Annotated in this window: 16 protein-coding genes and 2 tRNA genes; 5 read left to right on the top strand and 13 right to left on the bottom strand. The window is 41.6% G+C overall.

From position 1 onward, the window contains the following. Positions 1–69: 69 nt before the first annotated feature. Entirely contained in the window at positions 70–1,152 is a 1,083-nt protein-coding gene (locus tag FTT98_RS02450) for a diguanylate cyclase domain-containing protein (RefSeq protein ID WP_180042074.1), read from the bottom strand. Between FTT98_RS02450 and FTT98_RS18050 the strand changes: the two genes are divergently transcribed. Beyond that, positions 1,151–1,276: a hypothetical protein gene (locus FTT98_RS18050; RefSeq protein WP_257220820.1), complete on the top strand. Its 126-nt coding sequence runs from the start codon at positions 1,151–1,153 to the stop codon at positions 1,274–1,276. The genes FTT98_RS02450 and FTT98_RS18050 overlap by 2 nt on opposite strands. A gap of 256 nt (positions 1,277–1,532) precedes the next feature. On the opposite strand, the gene lpxO is transcribed toward FTT98_RS18050, so the two are convergent. Next, a complete protein-coding gene (gene lpxO / locus FTT98_RS02445) occupies positions 1,533–2,447 on the bottom strand; it encodes a lipid A hydroxylase LpxO (RefSeq protein WP_078190472.1) in 915 nt (304 codons plus the stop codon). Between the two features lie 471 nt (positions 2,448–2,918). Here lpxO and fadB point away from each other — a divergent pair, with 471 nt between their 5' ends. The 3 genes from fadB to FTT98_RS02430 all read left to right on the top strand — a co-directional run bounded on the left by fadB (position 2,919) and on the right by FTT98_RS02430 (position 7,346). Next, a complete protein-coding gene (gene fadB / locus FTT98_RS02440; protein ID WP_078190473.1) occupies positions 2,919–5,072 on the top strand; it encodes a fatty acid oxidation complex subunit alpha FadB in 2,154 nt (717 codons plus the stop codon). A 12-nt stretch (positions 5,073–5,084) separates the two neighbouring features. Beyond that, positions 5,085–6,257 (top strand): acetyl-CoA C-acyltransferase FadA, encoded by a 1,173-nt coding sequence (fadA, locus tag FTT98_RS02435; RefSeq protein WP_168379008.1) that lies wholly within the window; start codon positions 5,085–5,087, stop codon positions 6,255–6,257. 402 nt (positions 6,258–6,659) lie between these two features. After that, a complete protein-coding gene (locus FTT98_RS02430) occupies positions 6,660–7,346 on the top strand; it encodes a hypothetical protein (RefSeq protein WP_373685115.1) in 687 nt (228 codons plus the stop codon). A gap of 145 nt (positions 7,347–7,491) precedes the next feature. Here the strand turns inward: FTT98_RS02430 and tehB are convergent, their stop codons facing one another. Next, positions 7,492–8,364 (bottom strand): SAM-dependent methyltransferase TehB, encoded by an 873-nt coding sequence (gene tehB / locus FTT98_RS02425; protein ID WP_180041548.1) that lies wholly within the window; start codon positions 8,362–8,364, stop codon positions 7,492–7,494. A gap of 297 nt (positions 8,365–8,661) precedes the next feature. Here tehB and FTT98_RS02420 point away from each other — a divergent pair, with 297 nt between their 5' ends. Next, on the top strand, positions 8,662–9,282 hold the full coding sequence (locus FTT98_RS02420; protein WP_180041549.1) for a hypothetical protein: 621 nt from the start codon (positions 8,662–8,664) through the stop codon (positions 9,280–9,282). 51 nt (positions 9,283–9,333) lie between these two features. Here FTT98_RS02420 and FTT98_RS02415 read toward each other — a convergent pair whose 3' ends face one another. The 10 genes from FTT98_RS02415 to FTT98_RS02370 all read right to left on the bottom strand — a co-directional run bounded on the left by FTT98_RS02415 (position 9,334) and on the right by FTT98_RS02370 (position 16,165). Next, entirely contained in the window at positions 9,334–10,695 is a 1,362-nt protein-coding gene (locus FTT98_RS02415; RefSeq protein WP_180041550.1) for a GGDEF domain-containing protein, read from the bottom strand. 376 nt (positions 10,696–11,071) lie between these two features. Beyond that, positions 11,072–11,350 (bottom strand): hypothetical protein, encoded by a 279-nt coding sequence (locus FTT98_RS02410; protein ID WP_180041551.1) that lies wholly within the window; start codon positions 11,348–11,350, stop codon positions 11,072–11,074. Between the two features lie 79 nt (positions 11,351–11,429). Then, positions 11,430–12,179 carry a hypothetical protein gene (locus FTT98_RS02405; RefSeq protein WP_111885958.1) on the bottom strand — a complete coding sequence of 250 codons (750 nt, stop codon included), beginning with the start codon at positions 12,177–12,179 and terminating at the stop codon, positions 11,430–11,432. Between the two features lie 192 nt (positions 12,180–12,371). Beyond that, complete coding sequence (locus tag FTT98_RS02400; protein ID WP_373683023.1) at positions 12,372–12,899, bottom strand: hypothetical protein; 528 nt, start codon at positions 12,897–12,899, stop codon at positions 12,372–12,374. 193 nt (positions 12,900–13,092) lie between these two features. Beyond that, on the bottom strand, positions 13,093–13,827 hold the full coding sequence (locus FTT98_RS02395) for a class I SAM-dependent methyltransferase (RefSeq protein WP_180041552.1): 735 nt from the start codon (positions 13,825–13,827) through the stop codon (positions 13,093–13,095). Between the two features lie 105 nt (positions 13,828–13,932). Then, the gene (locus FTT98_RS02390) at positions 13,933–14,658 is read right to left on the bottom strand and encodes a hypothetical protein (RefSeq protein ID WP_180041553.1); all 726 of its coding nucleotides are present in this window, start codon (positions 14,656–14,658) and stop codon (positions 13,933–13,935) included. A 30-nt stretch (positions 14,659–14,688) separates the two neighbouring features. Beyond that, positions 14,689–15,129: a hypothetical protein gene (locus FTT98_RS02385; RefSeq protein WP_180041554.1), complete on the bottom strand. Its 441-nt coding sequence runs from the start codon at positions 15,127–15,129 to the stop codon at positions 14,689–14,691. Positions 15,130–15,280: 151 nt separating this feature from the next. Next, positions 15,281–15,356: transfer RNA gene (locus tag FTT98_RS02380), tRNA-Phe, on the bottom strand. Between the two features lie 137 nt (positions 15,357–15,493). Beyond that, positions 15,494–15,569: transfer RNA gene (locus FTT98_RS02375), tRNA-Phe, on the bottom strand. Positions 15,570–15,775: 206 nt separating this feature from the next. Next, positions 15,776–16,165, bottom strand: a complete 390-nt coding sequence (locus tag FTT98_RS02370) for a GNAT family N-acetyltransferase (RefSeq protein WP_180002798.1) — start codon at positions 16,163–16,165, stop codon at positions 15,776–15,778. Positions 16,166–16,210 lie beyond the last annotated feature (45 nt).

Genomic DNA, 16,210 nt, shown 5'->3' with positions numbered 1-16,210 from the left:
TATGGAGATCCATTTCGCTCAAGTGTCGCTAGTCATCTATTGTTATTTTTGGCGTTATTTACGCTCGGATCACGCTTCTTTCGGCAAGGGTTGTTCCTGCAAACGTTTATAATTCTTTTTCTCTTGATACATTTTAGCATCGGCTTGTTGTACCAAACTCATGGCATCTATATAGCCTTGCTGATGGTCTGTTTGACACAGCCCAATACTTAAACTTAAGCCAGCTTCCATTTCAGCCACCGCTTCTAATAAACGCGGGATAAAACTCCCTTCCACATGCTTTTCACTACATCCCGGCAAGACCAAACAAAATTCGTCTCCGCCATAACGGAAGCAATGATCATCTAAACGTGCAACCGACTTTATGGCCGCAGCAACCGTTTGTAGTACCTGATCTCCACGTGGATGACCTTGTTCATCATTGATCTTTTTAAAATCATTGATATCAATAAACACTACTGTCACAGGTTCATGATTACGCTGTGCTGTATATAAAATACTGGTCAATAAGGTCGATAAATGCCGGACATTTAAGAGTCCTGTTAATGGATCGCGCTGTGAAAGTTCTTCCATTTCTTGTGCACGAAACTCTAGCGCATGCGCATACTGTTCCATTTTTTCACGGGAGATCTTCACCTCATTAATCAAACTCCACACATAAGTTTCCACCACCAATGTGGTGTCGAACATAAAGAGCTTTTCCAAGGTGTTAATAATCCGCTGATATTGTTCCGTATCATTAAAGGTTCGCTGAATTAAGCGAAACAACATGGTCTTTAGGGTATGCACCGCAGAGAGATACAACTTCGGCTCTACACCTATGCGCTTATGAACCAAACCAATCCGTAAACGGTTATTCACATAAGCGCTGTCATAGCGCCCGGAAAATAAGTCCAATAAATACTGGTGCTGCGCGCGTTGCAAACGCTTCAAGGTATCAAGATCACCAATCAAAGTGGCAATTTCTGGAATTGAGGTCTGATTTTCATAAAATTCATCAACCATACTGTCGAGTATCGGCGCCACAATCCCACCAATCGAAGCCAATTCCGCCAGCTCTAAATCAGTCAAGCCAAGCAACTGTTTACGTCGTTCTATATCTTGCATCGAAATATGCATTTGATGCATCAATGTTTGGTTGGTTGCTTTCATGAATCGGATCCCCTTCCCGCCAAATCAATCCCTTCAGGCGTTTAAACAGGGTTTCTATGCAGTAGGTCTTCATGCCTGCATGCAAAGCTTCAACCGTTCACCTTTGGGTTTTGGCTATCATTGATGATGACGCTTTTCTTTCAGCTCAACGGTTTTGCATGGGCTTAAGTTCGGACGTCAACATCATATTCCTCGTCTATTGGCTCACTTTTTCTGGCTTATTCTGGTTCTAGCTTATTCTGGCTAACACTATTTCTGCTTTTTGCAGATTTGCTCTGCATAATTATTTTTATTCTGCTTGCACGATAACTGATATTTTGCTGACTGTCAGCATAAAAAAACGCCCCTAAGGGCGCATTTTTTCAATATTTATTCTACTTTTAAAATAAATATGGGCGTACAAAAATCAGGAAGAACAGCCCCAACATTAGGAACCACTTTAAAAAGTAATACAGTGAACGATTGGTTTTTTTCAAGGCTTTGGCTTTTATACGAATTTGATAGACATAGCCAAATACTTTATTTAAACCACCCGTTTTATCACCGCTTTCATTCGGTGAACTCGCAGCAGTCATGACATTTTTACCAAACCAATGGTTAAAAGCTTCCATCCACTTTGACTTTAATGGCCGTTCAACGTCTGCAAAGAAAATAATCCGGTTCTGATCCGTTTTATTTTCAGCATAGTGAATATAGGTTTCATCAAACACCACACTCTCGCCGTCACGCCATGAGTACCGCTGACCATCGACATCAATAAAACAACGGTCATCATTCGGCGTTAGTAAGCCCAAGTGATAACGCAATGAACCAGCATAGGGATCACGATGACGGACTAAACGACTGTCAGGCGCCAACTCAGTAAACATCGCGGCTTTAATAGTGGGTAGATTTTTTAACAAGGCCGTAGTTTTTGGGCAAAGTTCAGCAGCCGAAGGATGGGCTGAGTCATACCATTTTAAATAAAAGCGTTTCCAACCTGTTTTAAAGAACGAGTTAAATCCAAGGTCATCATAAGTACTCGATGCTTTGATGCCCCCTTTTTCATATAAGGCCTTGGCTTCATCACGAATCATTTCCCAGTTTTCATCTAAGACTTTTAAATCTTTAAAATGCTGCGTGTCAATATAGGGTTGGCTCGGCACTTTTGAAAACATGTACATGAGAAAATTGATCGGTGCGAGCAATGTCGAATGATCAAAAAACTGACGATAAAATGAATGACGGACTTTACCGCGTTGCTGGATATAAAACGCAGAAATGACAAAGACCGCCAGGATAATCCACTTAATCATATGAGGACCTGGTGCTAATAAGCATTGTGCTTAATAAAAAATTAACTTTTGAGAACGCGGCGAGTATAGCATAGTGCTCAGTGACGCTTAAATAAGCAGCATAGAACACTGTGTCTCAGCAAAGATGGATGACAATAGTAAAAGTGAATTGACCATTCTGCCGAAAAATACACTTGCTTTTTTCTTGATTTTTTCTTTCGCATCTCAATCTATAGCTTACATTTATAAAAAAATGTGAACTGAAACATAAGCTTCAACATATTTAATCAGAGCGATAGCGTTTAAAGGCAGATCCGAAGGCTATTTCCAAAAGAAATTTTGATGACCCTAGCGTCACGGCTTGATACAACTTGTTATGTTCTTTTTAGATATAGTTATCGTAAGATTAGCGAGGCATAAAGTGTACGCAGGAACCGCGTACTCGCTTCACAACATCAACTTAGAAGTCCTCCAAAATAAAGGAGATCAGGCATGATCCACGCTGGCAATGCCATTACCGTCCAAATGCTTTCGGACGGAATTGCAGAATTCCGCTTTGACTTACAAGGTGAGTCGGTCAACAAATTTAACCGCGCAACAATTGAAGATTTTAAAGCTGCAATTGACGCTGTTAAAGCAAACGGTGACATCAAAGGTTTAATCGTTACTTCAGGTAAATCTACATTTATCGTGGGTGCAGATATCACTGAATTCGGTGAAAACTTCGCTCAAGGCGAACAAGCGATTGTGGATTGGGCATTGCCTGTTCACGACATCTTCAATGCGTTTGAAGATCTAAACGTTCCTAAAGTTGCTGCAATCAATGGTATGGCATTGGGCGGCGGTTTTGAAATGTGCTTAGTGTGTGACTATCGTGTGATGTCAGAAGCTGCACAAGTTGGCCTTCCAGAAATCAAACTTGGTATCTACCCTGGTTTTGGTGGTACGGTTCGTTTAAGCCGTGTGATTGGTATCGACAATGCGGTTGAATGGATGGCAATGGCTGCGCCGAAAAAGCCTGCTGCTGCGCTCAAAGACGGTGCTGTTGATGCAGTTGTTGCTGCAGACAAACTACAAGACGCTGCAATTGACCTTGTGAAACAAGCGATTGCTGGCCGTGTAGACTGGAAAGCAAAACGCCAAGAAAAATTAGATCCTGTTAAATTGAACATGCTTGAACAAATGATGGCATTCAATACAGCGAAAGGTGCAGTTCTTGCAAAAGCAAATCCTGCTCAATACCCAGCGCCAAAACTTCTTTTAGACTCATTACAAGCAGGTGCAAGCCTTCCACGTGATGAAGCATTGAAAATCGAAGCGCAAGGTTTTGCTAAAGCGGCTGTAACTCCACAAGCAGGTGCGTTAATTGGTTTATTCCTTAACGACCAAATTGTGAAGAAAACTTCGAAGAAATATGAAAAAGGTGCGCACCCTGTCAACCAAGCCGCTGTATTAGGCGCGGGTATCATGGGTGGTGGTATTGCTTACCAAGCGGCAAGCAAAGGCACACCAATCATCATGAAAGACATTGGTAACCCACAACTTGCTTTAGGTATGAAAGAAGCAAATGGCTTACTGACCAAACAAGTTGAACGTAAGAAGATGAAACCTGCTCAAATGGGTGAAACTCTTGCTCGCATCCGTCCTACATTAAGCTATGACGAATTCAAAGAAGTGGACATCGTGATTGAGGCAGTAACAGAGAACCCGAAAGTTAAGGGTATCGTACTTGCTGAAACTGAGAAAAATGTTCGTGACAATACGATCATTGCTTCAAATACTTCAACAATTTCAATCACACGTTTGGCTGAAAACCTACAACGTCCTGAAAACTTCGTAGGTATGCACTTCTTTAACCCTGTTCACATGATGCCATTGGTAGAAGTGATCCGCGGTGAGAAAACATCTGCTGAAGCAATCGCGACAACTGTGGTTCTTGCTCAGAAAATGGGTAAAACACCAATCGTGGTTAACGACTGCCCAGGCTTCTTGGTAAACCGCGTACTATTCCCTTACTTCGGTGCATTTGACCTTCTACTGAAAGACGGTGCTGACTTCCAGCAAGTTGATAAAGTGATGGAAAAATTCGGCTGGCCAATGGGTCCTGCTTACCTCATCGACGTTGTGGGTATCGACACAGGCGTACACGGTGCGGAAGTAATGGCGGAAGGTTTCCCTGACCGCATGAAGCCAGACTACAAAGGCGCAACTTTAACCATGTACGAAAACAAACGTCTTGGTCAAAAGAACGACGTTGGTTTCTACAAATACGAACTTGACCGTAAAGGTAAGAAAGCCAAAGTGGTTGATCCAGTGGCTTACGAACTTGTGGCTTCTGTTGCAACTGCGGAAAAACGTGAATTTGATGCTCAAGAAATCATTGACCGTATGATGCTGACGTTCTGTAACGAAACTGTTCGTTGCCTAGAAGACAACATCGTAGCGACTGCTGCTGAAGCAGATATGGCGATGATCATGGGTGTAGGTTTCCCTCCATTCCGTGGTGGTCCATGCCGTTACATCGACCAAACAGGTGTCGCTGAATACGTAGCGCTTTGCGACAAATATGCGTATTTAGGTAAGGCTTATGAAGCGCCACAAATGTTGCGTGACATGGCTGCTAACAACAAAAAATTCTACGGTTAAGGAGCAACGTGAATGGCTACTTTAAATCCACGTGACGTTGTCATCGTTGATGGCGTACGTTCAGCAATGGGTAAAACCAAAAATGGTATGTTCCGTAACGTCCGTGCTGACAGCTTATCTGCTGAATTAGTACGCGCGCTTGTTGCTCGTAACCAGTTTGATACCAATGAAGTTGAAGACGTAATCTGGGGCTGTGTAAACCAAACCCTAGAGCAAGGTATGAACATTGGTCGTAATATTGCATTGTTAGCAGACCTACCACGTACTGTTGCAGGTCAAACAGTGAACCGTCTTTGTGGTTCTTCTATGCAAGCAATCCACACAGCGGCTGCGCAAATTGCAACCAACCAAGGTGATATCTTCATCATTGGTGGTGTAGAACACATGGGTCACGTTGGCATGATGCACGGCATCGACATCAACCCTGAAGCGTCTAAGCACTATGCAAAAGCGTCTAACATGATGGGCTTAACGGCTGAAATGTTAGGTCGTATGAACGGTATTTCGCGTGAAGAACAAGATGCGTTTGGTGTTGAATCACACCGCCGTGCTTGGGCTGCAACACAAGAAGGCCGTTTCAAAAATGAAATCGTGGGCGTTGAAGGTCACGATGCAAATGGTTTCAAAATCCTGTGCGATATCGATGAAGTGATTCGTCCTGATGCAAACCTTGAAGCATTCCAATCGTTACGTCCAGTATTCGATCCGAAAGGCGGTACGGTAACTGCTGCAACATCTTCAGCTTTGTCTGACGGTGCTTCTGCAATGTTGCTGATGTCTGCTGAACGTGCTCAAGCTTTAGGTCTTAAGCCACGTGCTGTGATTCGCTCTATGGCAGTTGCAGGCTGTGATGCTGCGATCATGGGTTATGGTCCTGTACCAGCAACTCAAAAAGCGCTTAAACGTGCTGGCTTGTCTATCGCAGACATCCAAACGTTTGAATTGAACGAAGCGTTCGCTGCGCAAGGTTTGTCTGTTCTTAAAGGCTTAGGCATTTATGACCAACAAGACCGTGTGAACTTGAACGGTGGTGCGATTGCATTGGGTCACCCATTGGGTTGTTCTGGTGCGCGTATCACAACGACTTTGCTGAACGTTATGGAACAGCAAGATACACAAATCGGTCTTGCGACTATGTGTATCGGTCTTGGTCAAGGTATCGCGACCATTATCGAACGTGTTTAATATTTAGTTAAATACTGAGATAAAAGAAACCCCGCTTAGTGCGGGGTTTTTTATTTGTTAACTAAACTCTCATGAATACATACTGGAAGCCCCTTCTCCCTCTGGGATGAGCAGCATGCGCCACAAGAGGATGAGGGAAATTTTTCATATAAATCCTCTCCCTGAGCGGTATTCTGCGCAAGTCTCCTTAAAAGGAGAGGGAATGTCCATTGTGAAGTAAATTTTGTTCAAAAATCTTCAGCAATAAACCGTGCTAAACAACCCTTAAAAAACGTCTTAGCATATTTAAAATTTAAAACGTTAATTCTCGATTTTCAGCGATTTTTGAATTATGGTAAGGCCTGAACCAAAACTTAAATATGCATAACAATGATAAATAAACGACTTCACTACCTCATAAAGATGAGCTACCTAAGCACTTTTATTTTTCTTACAGCTTGCGTTACAAATAATCAAATCGGTGAACTCTCCCGTGATCTGTTTCAAAAATACGAAACAAAATATGCATGGAGAACAATCCTTGAAGATGATGTGATCGCATTTGGCAAACCTGCTAAAGCAATACCCAATGAACCAATCGATAGCATCGTAGTCGCAGGCAATAAATACAGCTATTTGATCAATAAAGGCGGTGCTGATTTTATTCAACTGATAAGCCAACTCAATCCACAATATATTCGTCTCCATCGAGAACTTGACTTTAATTCTCCGAGCCCGAACAGCACTAAATTTAGCGGAAGCTTTAAATTTTATTATGCGCCTCCCAATGGAACACTAAGTCCTACGGAAAGGGCATTATTCAACCAATATGGTGTAGCACCATGTGATTGTTCAAAGGCAGAACAACAAGATCACCTGTTTAACTTAGAAATTGCAGGTACGGTTTACCCAAAAGTTGCGAATGCCGCAGATTTAAAGCCCTTAAGCCATCCCTATAAGATCCGTATCCAGCATTACGAAGACCAAAGTGGCTATGTCAAAAAGTCAGGGCAGGAAAAATTGGCAGAATTACCACTATTGCCTTTAACACTCACTATCGACATCATTCAATTGCCTCTAAAAGCTTTGGGCTTTATTTATCAGCCTTAAATCAGAGTAGGATCATATTCAATTGGTTGAATTTTCTAAGTACACATACAGCCTGACTAGCTCAAAATGGTTCCCATTTTTCCAGTATTAAGTAAGTGTTGAGTTGATCCCCATCCCTTCAACTCAACATCCTACAATTCTAAGCTTAAATTTTCTGCGCCAACAAAGTCGCAAAATGCTGTTTAATCCGCTGCCCTTCTGAATCCACCCGATGCAGCTCCCCGACATTTTCATTGTATTTCACAATGTTCCAGCCCTCATACAAGGCACTTAATTCCCCTGCTTTAAAGCTGAATGGAAAGTCAGACTGCGCAGGAATATCAGGCGTATCCATCGCACAGACAATCAGGTTATAACCATTGATATTGGTGGCTTGCTGCATATGTTGAATCAGAGGCTTCACTGTCTTGGCTTCTAAAAACATCATCACCACGGTACAGCAAATAAAATCATATGTACCTGTAATGCTTGGGTCAGCGTTTAGATCACGCTGCTGTACATGAATATTTTCAATGCCTTCCGCAGCGATCACCTCTTGCAGCTTATGCAAACTGTGTGGGTTCACATCCCAAGCATCCACCTCAAAATGCTGCTCAGACAGCTGACTTAAGTACAGCGAATTACGCCCCTGCCCACAGCCGACATCCAAAGCTCGACCACCTTGCAAATATGGTGTTGCTGCCAAAATTTCTGAATGTGTTGGGCTGAGTTGATACTTCTTATAAAAATAGTCCTGTACTAAGCAATAAAAACTCAACTGACATTGCACATCGTCACTCGCAGACACAATTTTGTGCCACGCCTGCGGCTCAATAAACGGCGGTGGCTGATCTGGGCTAAATACATGCGTCGAGAGGATATTTCCTGACGCATCCAGCATGGCAAAGTTCACTTCACCTTGCAGTACGGTGAGTTTTGCCCAAGTGCCTGCTTTGGTATTGTGCTGTTGTTTAAAACCTTGTGGAATCGACTGCTGCGTCCACACAGGGAGCTGTTTATAACAAATAAGCTGCTGCATCTGATGTTATCCCTCATGCGACTTTATTTTTATGCCATACCAATGGCAGAAATATATATTCACAATAACGGCTTTAACAGTGATTTTAAATCAGCTTTGAATTGAAAATTTCGAATGCTGTGCAATGCACGCTGTTTTTGTTTGTTTTTCTGCGTTACACCATGTTATCCGTTTGTAACATTGGTGGAATATTCACACAATCGAATCCCTCACTCTGTGCCGTGTAACCTAAGAGCTGTTGATAAGGCATAAAATTTACAATGCCTTATTTTAACTAAGTTTTATAGAGTGATGACTATGAACGCGATCAAAACTACTTTAGCTGTTGCTTTAGTTGCTGCTACAACTTCTGCTATGGCAACTACTGCTGTAGAACAAAAACCTGCGACTGCTGTTGAAGCTGTAAAAGCTCAAGCTGCACAAGCGAAAACTGCAACTGTAGCTGCTGCTCAAGCAACTAAAGATGCTGCTAAAACTCAAGTGGCTGTTGCAGAAAAAGCGACTCAAACTAAAACTTTAACAGTGAAAGAAACCACTAAAGCAAAAACTGCTGACATGAAAAAAGCAGTTGTAGAAAAAGCAGCAGCAACTAAAGAAACTGCAGTTGCAGCAAAAGATGCAACTGTAGAAAAAACTGTAGCGGCTAAAGACGCTGTTGTTGCAAACACTGTTGCAGCAAAAGACGCGACTGTAGCAAAAACTGTAGCAACTAAAGATGCTGTCGTTGCAAAAACTGTTGAAGCAAAAGATGCAGCTGTAGAAAAAGCAACTGATGCAAAAGAAGCTGTTGAAACTAAAACTGAAGAAGTAAAAGCTGAAGCGAAAAAAGACTGCGCTAAAAAATGTGCAGAGAAAAAAGCTGAAGCAGCGAAAGCTGAGAAAAAAGGTTTCTTTTCTTGGTTCAAAAAAGCAGCTTAATCATTGATTAAATGCTAAAAAAGATGCCTTCACGGCATCTTTTTTGCCTATTTAGACTGCAATACTGCTTTCTGCTAACGGAATAATCTTTTGATAAACAAACTGATTTTTCCCTTGTGATTTCGCCTGATATAGGCAGGCATCGACATGCTGTAGAGTCGTGGAGTAATTAGACAAACTCAACTGTTGAAACTCGGCCAAGCCCATACTAAAGCTGACATCTAGCCTTAATTGATCTTTTCGAAACGGTACATGTTCGCAGCGTTCCAAAATTGTTTCACACAACATTTTACCCTGCTCCAAATCGGCACCTTCGAGCAAAATTAAAAATTCTTCACCGCCCCAGCGACTGATAAAACTCGCGCGTGGACTACAATTTTTTAAGATTTTTGCCAAATGCACCAAAACACTGTCCCCCATTTGGTGCCCATATTGGTCATTAATTTTTTTAAAATTATCGACATCGAGCAAAATGACACAGCCTTTATCAACCGCACCCTCTATAAATATTTGTTCTTTAAAGGCATGGCGATTTTTCAGTCCCGTCAACTCATCGCAAAAACTTACACGTTGCAAAGCCAAATATAGACGTTTATTTCGTGCATACAGCTCACAAATAAACAGAAAAATGATCAAATAAATACCCAATGCCAAACGATAAGAACTGATCCGCGAGAGCATATGTACCTGTGCATCCGACCAATATTCCCCAGCCAATGGCATGGCACCATACCAGCCACAGATCAGCGTCATTAAGCCAATCAGCCAGCAAAAGGTTTTGAAGTCATATTTGATCGCGTAGTAACACATCAATAAAGGCAAGACCATGCAAGCATAGAAGATCTGATCATTTGAGATCACATATTGGACGGCCAGTGCCACGATCAGATAGCCATAATCCACCCACGGCACATTCATCCAGCGCTGAACACCAAACAGTAAACACACCACAGCCAAACTTGTTGCAAATTGCTCTAGAAAATAATCAACAAAGGCAAAGTATTGGTTGTCCATCTGAAAGCACGCCACAAACAAGAGACTGCCTGCAAAAGCACTCACGATACTCGGAACAGCTAACATTAGGGTTCGCTTAAAGCGGCGTTTTTTTAAATGGCTCAGCGCTAAATAGGCTTTAATAAATACCCAAATCTGAAATGCCGAAATCGCACACAGGAGAAATTTATCTTCTAAGATTTTGGCAGGATCGACCATCAGCGAAGCCACAAAGATCGCACTAAAAGCATAAAGCACGATCAGTAAATCGTGACTTAAATGCTTTCGCATTAAAACCATGCCATAGGCAGCGAATGCATTTACCACCCAAACAGGGCTAATGAATAATTCATAGGTATAGCCTATCGACACCAATGAAACCGCACATATGGCAAGCCATAGCAGTATTAATTTTTTCATACGCTAAAAAAATCGTCTCTAAAAATGGCGATAAACCTTTCATTCAAAGCCAATCGGTCTAAGGTTAGAATTTTTGCAAGTTCAATACAGCTCAGCTTCTTATGAGTTATGGGCTGCTGGCTAAAAAGTTATGTTTAAATTTTCGGCGTATTTTAAGTGATTTAAGTCACACTATTGGTTGATAGTTGTATTAAATTTGCAATTTAAACAATCAAAGACTGTTTTAAAGCCAATGTTTTTTGCGCCATTCGTGCTAGTTCGGAACTCAGTTCCCAAAATGATGCTCGATAACAACAAAAAAGCCATCCGCTAAAGGATGGCTTTGAATTGCATAACATGTCTCGAAGTTGTGCTGAATAATTTGAATGAAAAGGACTTATTTTAATATTTGTAATTGTTCCATCAACCAAGCCATGTATTTATCTTGATCCATAAAGTCAGGCGCCGTCCTTGTATCCAAACTATAAAATTGTTGATTAAATTCAATCACAATCTGTTCAGTCAGATGCCAATCTTCAATCATGCGAAAATACTGACTGAAGAAAAAACGGTTCTTGCCCCAATTGTTTAAACTTTCCAAACGTGGATATTGGCGGTTCGCGATAAAGTCGATATAGACCTGCTGAATATCATCAAAAATCTGAATAGCTCGCATGAGCATGGACCTCTATATGATGTAAAACCTTGCTATAAGCCACTTTATCGCGCAATTTTGAAAGAGAGATGACAGTCAGTTAAAGCTTTTGTTTCAACTCTGAACGGTTCTTTTGGCGGATCTCATCCATTTGTGCATTGAGCGCTAACATCTCTGTATAAAGCTGATTAAACTGCTTTAAAGGCGCATCTTCATAGAACATAAATAATTTATTTTTCTTTTCCCATTTATTGGCTTTCAGCACAGCAAAGAGCTCATCAGCCTTCGCCAAGCTTTGCTTTTCTAACTCAAATAAAGCATGCGACTCATCACTATCACGACTGTCTCTTAAACTCTGCGCAATTTGCTGACGAAACACCTGTTTGACCGCCAACTGTTTGGCCTGCGCTAAACCATTTTCCTCTTGCTGTGTGGTTTTTTGTTCATAAGCATCGACCACTGCATGCACCTGCTGCAGCATTTGCTCAGTCTCTTGATATTGGTTTTTTTTATCTTTTAATAAGCGATCGATATCGAGAAATTTATCCCAATTCAGTGCTTTAAGATCACGAATATATTGATTCCGCGCTTCTGCACGCTGCAGCATTTGGCTCAAAATAAAATCCGACATGATTTTATAATCCCCCGTTAGCCGTGCATCTGTCACATTGAGTTGTATCGGCTCTTCCCAGTGCTGAGCTTGCTGAAAAATTTGCTCGGTTTTTTCACGCAAAACCGTTTCATAGGTCGAGAGTTGCACAGCTTCTTTTTGCTGTACTGAATATTGATAAAACATCCATCCAAAGACCAATACCGTAGCACTGGCCAAGACAACAAAGATACGCGGCATAATGAGCTCCGAATGCCCTTTTATTCAGTTTAACCAAAAGTTTGAAGATTGACGATAAAATAGCCATGCTTTTTAAGAAGGCTATTTGAAAACATCAATGTAAATAGACTTAAATTGCGCATGCCATCAAAACGAAAATTCATGGATAAAACATGAATTTTCGCCTTCAATGTACTGTAGAGATGTATTCGATTATGGGGTCTTAATCGGATTGGTATTTAACTGACGGTCGATGTTTCCGAGATTGATTTGCTCACGACTGATTTGCACATTGGTCGCATTACGGTCAATCCCAAAGGGTTGCAACATAATATATAAACCATTGCGTGGGTCAGAAGACTGCAAACCTGCGGCAATATTTAAAACATGCTGTTGCATCAAAGGCGATAAATTCGACATATCTGGCACTGCTGTGGCAGGTAAGATATCAATATTTGACACGATTGTTGCATCGACACCTTTGTTTTGAGTATCACGCTCAAGTTGCATCACCCGTTGCTGTAAGGCTTTACGGCGATCCACCTGCTCTTGATACTCAACAATGCCCGTCTCTGCACGCATTTCACGCTCTGCCATAATGGTTAAAGCAGGCATCTGAATAGCTTGTTGTTCGGTTTCATCAGCTTTTGTAGTGGCTTTTTCCGCAGCCAATGTACTCATAGCCGTCATTGCTGCACTAACAAAAACCAAAACGGAAACAGATTTAGGGAGATTCATCATGTTCATTCCAAGAGATTTAAAAATAGAAAATTGAAAAAATTTACACTGCTATTATTGTACAACAATTAATCAATTTACCAGATTTAACCCCGACAAACGGCAGGATAGCACAGCTAGTTTAAACCTCACGTTGCTCATTCTGGACTTGAGATATCATCCTTTACCTATCTGCATTACCACTGCTTTTTCTTTTTTATACTGTTCCAATTCTTAACAGCACAGGAAATGACAAAGCAAACTCTTGCTGCGGATGACGGCTAAAGAAGTCGTGCAAAGCTGCACATGGTTGAAGTATCGGATGTTGCTGTTGATAATGTTTTAACCCAGACCATGTTTGCAAATAGTCCAAAATTTGCTGTGAACTCCACCTGTAATTTAAAAACAGCTGAGGTGTCGCTAACTCCTGAAATGGAAACGGAATACTGCGATATTCTTCGTCGATGTAACAACGTTCAGCATCCCAATAGCCTTTTAACGTGACAAAATACAGATCCTGTAAAAGCTGGTTCAATTCCGCGTGTTCAAATTGAATCAGACCATAACCCACAATGGCGATATGACCTTGGGGTTTCAATACGCGTCGTACTTCTGCATAAAATGCAGCAAAATCGAACCAATGAATCGCTTGCGCGACTGTGATTAAATCCGCTGAATGGTCGGCAAGCGGACAATGTTCGGCGCTAGCTTGCTCATAACGCACATTATCTAAATTGGGTGCTTGTGCCAATTGCTCAGCACTCAGATCTGTCGCTAAAACCTGTTGAAAATAGGGTGCCAAACCTTTGGTAAATTGACCTGAACCTGCACCACAGTCCCATGCCAATTCACGCACGGCAACATGCTGCAAGATGCTATCGACAACTTCAGCAGAATAACTTGGACGTGATTGTTGATACAGCGCACTCCCTGTAGAGAAAAGGTCTTTCATTGTAAAAATTCATTATTTATTTTTTTATCAGTTTAATCGAATTTTTAGGGTTGGAAACTAGCACTTAAGTCATTGCTTCAGCGATAAAATTTGAGCTTCAAATATTTACTCAATCACGTGCTGTATATAAAAACTGGTCTGTGCAATCGGGCTTAATTGATCATTCATTTGATAATATTTCACATCATAATGACCAGTTTTCCATCCAGTCATGGGATAGAAACTCACCCAGTTTTGTTGCTGTTGCTCACTAACTTTGCGTGGCGTAAAGAGCAGCACTTCACCGCTATCACGATGCGTCCAACGCACCATAACTTGCGTATTGTTTGGAACTTTACCCATGGTATCAAAATGTGCATACAACGGCTGTGTGACATAGATTTCACGAGGTAAAACTTGATCTACATCTGTCTGTGATTGATCAGTCACATACGCTTGCCCTGCCAATCGCTGCTGCGGATCATTTTTGGCTTGTAGAAATTCGTCTAACATCTGCTGCGCAAACTGCTGCTTATTTTGAATCCCTGCAAAACTGTAATTGGGAAATGCCTGCTGTAAATATTGCCCCAATTGTTGATCTGAAGTCTGCTGAATAATGCTCTTTAGCTGAAGATGTTGGCCTTTGAGTTGTTGCTGTATATCTTTAGAATGAGGCTGATCCGAGGCATCTTGATCTAAAGCCAAGAGTGCCACAGGATTACTCGTCGCCAAAGAGACAAGCGAGTGCTCAGGTGGCGGCGACGTCAAGCTTGGTTGGTCATTCCACGATGCCGCAATATAGCCCAGTGCAAAACAGAGCAGTCCAAGCGCCGCATATTGAAGTCGCTTCAACTGTCACTCCACGAAACTATGTTCATTTGATTAAAGCCTGCAGCGGAGCACTTCTGTGCCGACAATATATTCACCAGAGCTCATCGTCGTACCCGTGTTAATCACCTGATTTAAGCTAAAGTTAGATCCAACTTTTAATTTAAGCAGACCATTATCACATGCTGCAGTTATTCTGCTGCCCGATTTCATATTGGATACACAGCCCGTTTTGGTCACGGCAAAAATTGTTTGCCCTGCGGAAATACTGGTGCTGCATGATGCTGTGATTATTTTATCGAGCGATGATTCACAAGAAGAACAATTGCCATTATCACAAAGCGCTGCTGCATTTTCACTTTTACATTCATAGGTCACACCATTTTGAATAATGGTTTTAGAATAGGAAGAATCGACATTACTACCGCCCCCGCCACCACATGCGCTCAGCAAGGCAATCATGCAGATCAAAACAGGAAATAATATTTTTTTCATAACCTTAACCCTTATTTTTTAATAATTTTCTTATAGCAATTGGGCCCATCATCTGGCATCGATTGTAGCAGTTAAACTGTGCGAAATATCAACACCTGAAAAACAGCAGACGAAAAAAAACCTCAAACAATCGTTTGAGGTTTTTCGAATATGGTGGCGAGACCCAGGATCGAACTGGGGACACACGGATTTTCAATCCGTTGCTCTACCTACTGAGCTATCACGCCGATGCGGTGTATTAAGCCGCATCTCAGTTAATTAGTCAATCATATTTATAAAAATATTTTTCGTATGCATATTTTTTAGGCAAAAAAAATCCCTGATGGGATCAGGGATTGATAAACTGAAAAATCAGTTTTGAATATGGTGGCGAGACCCAGGATCGAACTGGGGACACACGGATTTTCAATCCGTTGCTCTACCTACTGAGCTATCACGCCGATGGGGCGTATTAAACAATTTCAGTCTCATGGCGTCAAGCATCCGTTGCGCTTTTTTGTGCAAATGTTTATTTTTAAATCAATATTTCACACTATTTGCTTATTTTTTGAGTGATTTCAAATTTCCACAGCTGAAATTACAGTGACGAAACTGTATTTATCCAACAAAAAAGCAGCTCAATGGCTGCTTTCAATTGGGGGACCAGTTATTCAGCCGCAGTAATTTTACCAATGTGCGCCAAACAGCGATGTATCGCGCCACAACCCGGCTCAAAAGTCTTCACCCCTTTTTCTTCTTCCATACGGGTGGTCTCACTGACCAAGCGCTCTGCAACACCACGCCCACGATTTGCAGGGTGTACCACAATATATTCAAGGGTTTTGCTTTCACCTTGGCCTGTACACCAAATCGCACCAATCAATTTTGTATTAAATTCTGCAGTATAAACTAAGGTATACTGAGCTAAGTTCTGCTCAAGTTGTTCAATCGCATCGGAACCGTCGCTAAACTCAGGGCTGGTGTCATACAGTCGCTCAAGCTGGCTGCGCACTTCATCATTTTCTAAAGAAGTATAGGCATGTACGGTAATAGGCATTGATAAACCCTCCTGAGCAATCTAATATGCAGTGACTTTTCGTCA

Origin of the sequence: Acinetobacter sp. YH12039, assembly GCF_013420015.1 — a bacterium.
Taxonomy (GTDB): Bacteria; Pseudomonadota; Gammaproteobacteria; order Pseudomonadales; family Moraxellaceae; genus Acinetobacter; species Acinetobacter amyesii.
This window is presented reverse-complemented; position numbering and strand designations above follow the sequence as displayed.